Source organism: Pseudobacillus badius (assembly GCF_002189605.1).
Taxonomy (GTDB): Bacteria; Bacillota; Bacilli; order Bacillales; family Domibacillaceae; genus Pseudobacillus; species Pseudobacillus badius.
This window is the reverse complement of the sequence record NZ_MWMM01000018.1, coordinates 40,663-47,044: the sequence shown is the minus strand read 5'-3', so window position 1 is coordinate 47,044 and position 6,382 is coordinate 40,663. Positions and strand designations below refer to the sequence as shown.

Below are 6,382 nucleotides of genomic sequence, written 5' to 3'. Positions count from 1 at the left end.
TGGACGGCATTTAATTTAGTTTGTAATGAATATTTGGTCATAGAAAAACTGCACCTCCAATTGTTAGCTGTGTCTAACAATTGGGGTGCAGTTCAGAAACAGGCGGTTGTTTTTTGTTTTTAAAAAAGTAATTAATTTGGAAATTGGAGTTATTATTTGAAAAAGTGATATGATTTATAAAGACATATATAACTAGACAGTGAATAAAGACCAAAATTTCAGTTACAGGGGTGGAAGGGATATGAGGAGTATTGACTCCCAGCTTTATAAGTATTTAATAGATCATTTAACTGTGATTACAGATGAATGGCTCGCTGCGAGAGAGAAAAAAAGCGGGTCTGTCTATTCAGCAGATGCTGACCAGTCGATTGAACAATTGCTGCGGAAGCAAAACCGTTTAACGAATCTTACCGTTGCCAGCAGCCTTTTAGAAGAACAAGATACATTTGAAAAGCAAAAGAAGCAATGGGCGTTGGAAGTGGCAGAGAGCAGAGTGGCCAGCAATACGCCTATTCATGAAGTACAGGATGCCCTGCGCGCAGCAAGAGAAGCCTATTGGCATTTTGTAGAGAAGTTTGTGAAGTTAAATAAGAGCAAAGTGACTCATGAAGATATTCTAAAATGGGGAGTTGTCATTCACAAGGCGTTTGATGAGCTGAATATTAAATTTTCCGAGATGTATTTCGATATTATGATGAGCCGGCTTTCAGCCCAGCAAAGTCTTATTGAGGAGCTTGGTTCTCCTGTTATTCCCATCACCTCTTCCAAAGGTATCCTGCCCCTGGTTGGCGATATTGATACGATGCGCGCCAAAAGCATTTTGGAACAAATACCAAAGAAGTGTGTCGAAGCGGGAATTTCCCATTTATTCATCGATTTATCCGGCGTATCGATTATCGATACAATGGTGGCCCAGCAAATTTTTCAAATTATTCAAGTGTTGAACTTATTAGGTATCAAATCCACAATGACGGGCATTCGGCCGGAGATTGCCCAGACAGCGGTGCAATTAGGCATTGATTTCTCCGAGATAGAGTCCTTCAGTTCCTTGCAGCAAATACTTGGCAAGTATTCTCCGGAAGAGTTTGCTGAATGATGAATGGTTGAAAAAGTACTGGGCCCACTTGCGGTAATGAGCAATAAGGGAGCCTGCTTATTTTTTTATTGGGCAATGAAGGGGGAGTAAAGTGTTGATAGCTGGACAAACAGACATGCAAAGGATGGACCGATATACGATGGAGCAGCTTGGACTGCCCGGTGTCGTTTTAATGGAAAATGCCGGCGCAAAAGTAGTGGAAGAGCTCCTCGCCGCCTCTGCTAGTAAACAGCCGAAGGTAATTGTGCTGGCCGGAGGAGGGAACAATGGCGGAGACGGCTTTGTTGTTGCTCGCAGGCTGTGCGACTTAGGGGTGAAAACGCTTCTTTGCCTGCTTGTTGCCCCGGAACGGGTTAGCGGCGATGCTAAAGTTCACTTGGATGTCTACATAAAGCGAGAGCTGCCGATTTTTTATTTTTGCGAGCAGAAAAGGGAAGAGCTTTATAACTATCTGGAGCGGGCCGATATTATCGTCGATGCGCTGCTTGGAACAGGTATAAACGGGCCGGTCAGAGAGCCTTTTCGCCAAGTGATTTCTATGATCAATGAACAGGCGGGCAAGAAGCTGATTTTGTCTGCAGACATTCCTTCCGGTTTAAATAGCGATAGCGGGAAAGCGGAAGGAATAGCTGTTCAAGCCTCAAAGACAGTCAGTTTCGTGTTTCCTAAACGCGGCTTTTTCTTGCAGGACGGTCCCAGCTATATCGGGGAGTGGAAAGCGGTCGATATTTCTGTCCCTCCTTCAGCTGCGGCAGCTCTCGGCCTTTCACTGCCGCAGCTGATAACGGAGCAGCTCGCTAAAGAAGCTGTGCCGGCACGTCCGCCGCATGGCCATAAGGGCACATTTGGACATGTTCTTGTAGCCGGAGGGTCCCGCCAGTATGTAGGCGCTCCCATTTTTTCAGCGAAATCCGCTCTGCATAGCGGAGCAGGTCTGGTTACCATGGCTGTGCCGGAGAGTATTTACCCGCTGATTACGGCCCAGCATCCGGAAGTGTTGTTTTTGCCATTGACAGAAAAAGAGGGACGCTTTTCTGAGCAAGCAGTCAGCGAATTAGCTCCGAGTCTTCATAAATTTGACAGCGTGGCCGTCGGTCCTGGAATGAGCCGATTTGCCGGCGGCGATAAATGGATGAAAGGCCTTCTGGATTCCTTGCACGGCCAGCCGGTTGTCATGGATGCGGATGCGTTATATTTGATTAAAGACGAACTGGAAATGTTGCACCAATATGAGGGAGAGGTTATTTTGACGCCTCATCCCGGAGAAATGGCTGCTTTACTGAAGAAAACGGTGCAAGAGGTAGAGGAAGACCGATTGACGATCTCTAGAGATTTTGCTAAAGAGCATCAGATTTATGTATTGCTGAAAGGGCACCGCTCAGTGGTGGCTACACCAAGCGGAGAAGTGTATGTCAATCCGCATGGCAATAGTTCGCTTGGAAAAGGCGGAAGCGGCGATGTGCTGACAGGAATGATTGCTTCTTTTCTAGCCCAAGGAGCCCAGCCGGTCGCTGCCCTTATTGCGGCCAGTTATTTGCATGCCAGAGCGGGCGAGGAGAGGGCTGCCTTCTTATCTCATTATGGTGTTATGCCTTTTGATATTATCGCGGGGGTGTGCCATCTTCTGCAGGAGATGGAAAAGTGAAAACAGCAGAAATGAAGAAAGGTGTCCCAAAGTGAAATTTCGGAACACCTTTCTTTTGCTTAACAAAATGTATCGGAGGATTTCGGGTTTTTCAACCCGAAGAGAGGGCGGATAAATAAAGCTGCGTAAGTACCCAGCATAGCCATAACCATCCATACCCAGCCGTGAAGGCTGAAGGAGGCGATTCCGCCGAAATAGGCTCCGATATTACAACCGAAAGAGAGACGGGCGCCATAGCCCATTAATAGCCCGCCAATAATAGCAGCTGCTGCCACTTTCGGCTGAATTTTTTTCGGCTTGAATGTCCCCTGAAACGCCGCAGAAATAAAAGCCCCTAAAATAATTCCAAAGTTCATGACACTTGTAGAATCTGCCAAAACAGTTTGTGTAAGAGCCTCCCCGTTAGCACCCGAGAAAAAGCCCCAGCTTGATACGTCTATACCCATAGCCATAAGCGCTTTCCCGCCCCAAAGAGCAAAGGCGGAAGTAATGCCCCACGGATTTCCTCTAACAGTTAATGTTAATGCGTTTAACAAGGCCAGCACAACAGCGGCGGTGATTAACGGCCAAGAGCCCCGGAATACTTTCTTCCAGCCGGCAGTAGTCGGCAGGGGTTTCATCATTGGCGGGTTTTTCTTCCTGGCAATTTGCACGGTTATCCAATAAATTGCGGCAAAAAGAATCAATTGAACAATGAGCGCGCCGAAGTAGCCAAGCCCTGTTGATTCAGCTAAAGAAATCGGCGGAAGAGATGGCGTCTCTTCCATCCAGAATGTAAAGTGGTAAGCGCCAAGAACAGATCCGGCAATAAAAGCAAGAAGCGTTAAAACCATTGAAGATGCCCCGCCGCCTACCTGATATAACGTTCCTGAAGCACAGCCATTACCAAGCTGCATTCCAATTCCGAAGATAAATGAACCAAAAATCAAGCTTGTGCCTACTGGAGAGACATAGCCGGCGGGAGTGACACCCGTGAAGCTGAAGCCTGTACCCAGTATAAGCGCAAATAACGCCGAAGCCATAGCTAACATAATCATGTGTGCCTGCAGTCCTTGAACGTTGCCGACAGACATTAGCCGGCGGAAGGCAGAGGTAAAGCCGAACCGGGCATACAGCAGCGTCACTCCTAAGGCAAGCCCAATGGTGAATAAAACGCCTTGAGTCCAATTAGCCGTTTGAACAATAGCGGCAAAAAGAAGAATAGCTATAATAATCCCGGCAGCAGCCTGTGGCTTTTGCATTGGATTCAGCCGGGTAACAACCGTTGTAGAACGATAACCTCGGCTCGCCGGTGTTGATAAAGTTGTTTGCGGCAATTAAAACACCTCTTATCCTATTAAAATAGTTGGTATTATTATTTATCATACCTCTTTTTGATGAAAAAATAAAGCGCTATGTGCAAGAAAGAGAGGAAGCTGGCCAGAGCCTGATATCTGCAAAAGAGTATTCCGGTTAAATAAGGCATAAAAAAAGACCGCTGGAAAGCCAGCGATCTCAAATGGTCGGCAGCTGTGCATTTTTCCTGCGGACCGTTCTGCCAGTCTCTTTATCATCGATTACTTGCTTTATTGCTTCCACTTGCACACGTCCAGAGAAAAATACAGCTCCGCCTCCCATATCCGCTAGCCGGTCAGGAGTGAGGGAATTGACCAGACGTTTTTCGCCCGGCTCATCTGACCAAAGCCCTTGGCTCACCACTACGCCCGGAAGAACATGGTCGCCTACGACAGCGGTTAATTGACACTCTCCGCGATGATTCCAGAGGCGGACTGTAGTGCCGTTTTCGACGCCTAAACGGCCGGCATCTTCGTGATTGATAAATAGCTTCGGTGCTTTTTCGAGCTTTCTATGTTTCTCGTTATGAGAAAATGTAGAGTTTAAAAAGTTATGGTTCGGTCCGGGCACAAACAGGAATGGGAAATCCTTCTCTTCTGCTAATGGCATGTGCGTCGGCAGCGCTGGATGACCATCTATTTTCATTTTTTCGGAATACAGCTCAATTTTGCCGCTCGGCGTTTTTAAGCTGTTAAGCGGTACACGTGTATTGGTCGCCTTGACAAAGCGCTTGTTTGTAAGCTCTTCGTATGTGATGACAGGGAAGTGGGGATTGTCTTTATGATTGATAGCTTGTTCGATTAATTGCTCATCTGTATCTTTCAATGCTTGTTCTTCAAAGCCCATAGCCTGCGCCAGCAGACGGAAGACATCAGGATTCGATTTACTTTCTCCGTAAGGCGGAATGACAGGCTCTTGGAGCTGGAGATAGTTATGCCAATAAGATGTATATAAATCTGTATTTTCAAAGGCGGAGGTAGCCGGAAGAACAATATCGGCAAACCGGGCTGTTTCGGTTAAGAACAGATCATGTACAACTGTAAATAAATCTTCCCGTGCTAAGCCCGCTCTCACTTTATTAGAATCCGGCGCTACAACAGCAGGATTCGTATTATAGACAAACAATGAACGGATGGGCGGCTCCAGCTCAAGCAAGGCCTTTCCTAGATGATTCATGTTGATGATCCTTGTCGGCTGCGCCAACAGCTCCGGCCGCTGCAGAGCCCTCGTGTTATAAGCTAAATAACCGGAATTAGATTTAAGGGCGCCGCCGCCTTTTTTTCGCCATTGGCCTGTCAAGGCGGGCAAGCAAGCGATGGTGCGGACAATCATCCCGCCATTGTCGTGGTGCTGCAGGCCGTTTCCGATGCGGATCATGGAAGGGGAGGCTGTTCCATACAAACGAGCCAGCTTGTATATGTCTTCAACAGGGACACCGGTTAAAGCAGAAACGCTCTGAGGCTCGTAAGCTTCCACCTGCTCTTCCAGCTCCTTGAAGCCGACTGTATATTCTTTCAGAAATGACTGATCGACAAGCTTTTCTTTATAGAGAATGTGCATAACACCAAGAGCAAGAGCGCCATCTGTGCCGGGAAGAATGGGGATAAACCAATCGGCCATTCGTCCAGTCTGGTTTTTGTGAACATCAATGACAACGATTTTTGCTCCGTTTTTCCGTGCTTTTTGAGCAATCATCATTTGATGCATATTTGTGCTGACAGCATTGATGCCCCAGAGGATAAATAGCTTGGTTTCCGACATTTCTTCAGGGTCTGTCCCAAAGCTTCCGCCCATCGTATAGCTGAAGCCGACTGAGCCGGCAACAGAACAAATGGTTTGATCAAGCCGGCTGGCCCCGAGGCGATGAAAAAAGCGCCGGTCCATTCCTTCCGCGCTCAGCTTTCCCATGTTCCCATAAAAGCTGTACGGGAGGATGGATTCGGCCCCTTCCTCTGCCATTAGTTTTTTCCAGCGGGAGGAAATAGTTTCGATCGCTTCGTCCCAGCTGATCGGAGCGAATGCTCCTTCGCCTTTTTGGCCGATTCGCTTTAACGGTGTTTTGATTCTTTTATGGTCATATAAGCGTTCGCTCATATTTCTCACCTTGTTGCAAATGCTTCCTTGCGTTACGGGGTGGTCAGGATCGCCTTCGATCTGAACAATTTTCCCGTCTTTTTTGTGTACAAGCAGCCCGCACTGATCCGGACAGTCAAGTGAACAAACTGAAGGCACTGTTCCATTTTGGATATTAATATATGATTGCATGTTCAGCATCCTCTCCTCACAAAAATTGCTTCACCGCTTTT

4 protein-coding genes are annotated in these 6,382 nt (G+C 47.1%); 2 read left to right on the top strand and 2 right to left on the bottom strand.

Translation table 11 applies throughout. From position 1 onward, the window contains the following. The first annotated feature begins 241 nt into the window (after positions 1 to 241). On the top strand, positions 242 to 1,096 hold the full coding sequence (locus tag B1A98_RS17930) for an STAS domain-containing protein (RefSeq protein WP_063384022.1): 855 nt from the start codon (positions 242 to 244) through the stop codon (positions 1,094 to 1,096). A 91-nt stretch (positions 1,097 to 1,187) separates the two neighbouring features. Next, positions 1,188 to 2,741, top strand: coding sequence for an NAD(P)H-hydrate dehydratase (locus B1A98_RS17925; RefSeq protein WP_082821645.1), 1,554 nt, complete (start codon positions 1,188 to 1,190; stop codon positions 2,739 to 2,741). A 59-nt stretch (positions 2,742 to 2,800) separates the two neighbouring features. On the opposite strand, the gene B1A98_RS17920 is transcribed toward B1A98_RS17925, so the two are convergent. Then, positions 2,801 to 3,982, bottom strand: a complete 1,182-nt coding sequence (locus B1A98_RS17920) for a YeeE/YedE family protein (protein ID WP_087903789.1) — start codon at positions 3,980 to 3,982, stop codon at positions 2,801 to 2,803. A gap of 253 nt (positions 3,983 to 4,235) precedes the next feature. Beyond that, positions 4,236 to 6,341: a molybdopterin oxidoreductase family protein gene (locus B1A98_RS17915; protein WP_063384020.1), complete on the bottom strand. Its 2,106-nt coding sequence runs from the start codon at positions 6,339 to 6,341 to the stop codon at positions 4,236 to 4,238. Positions 6,342 to 6,382 lie beyond the last annotated feature (41 nt).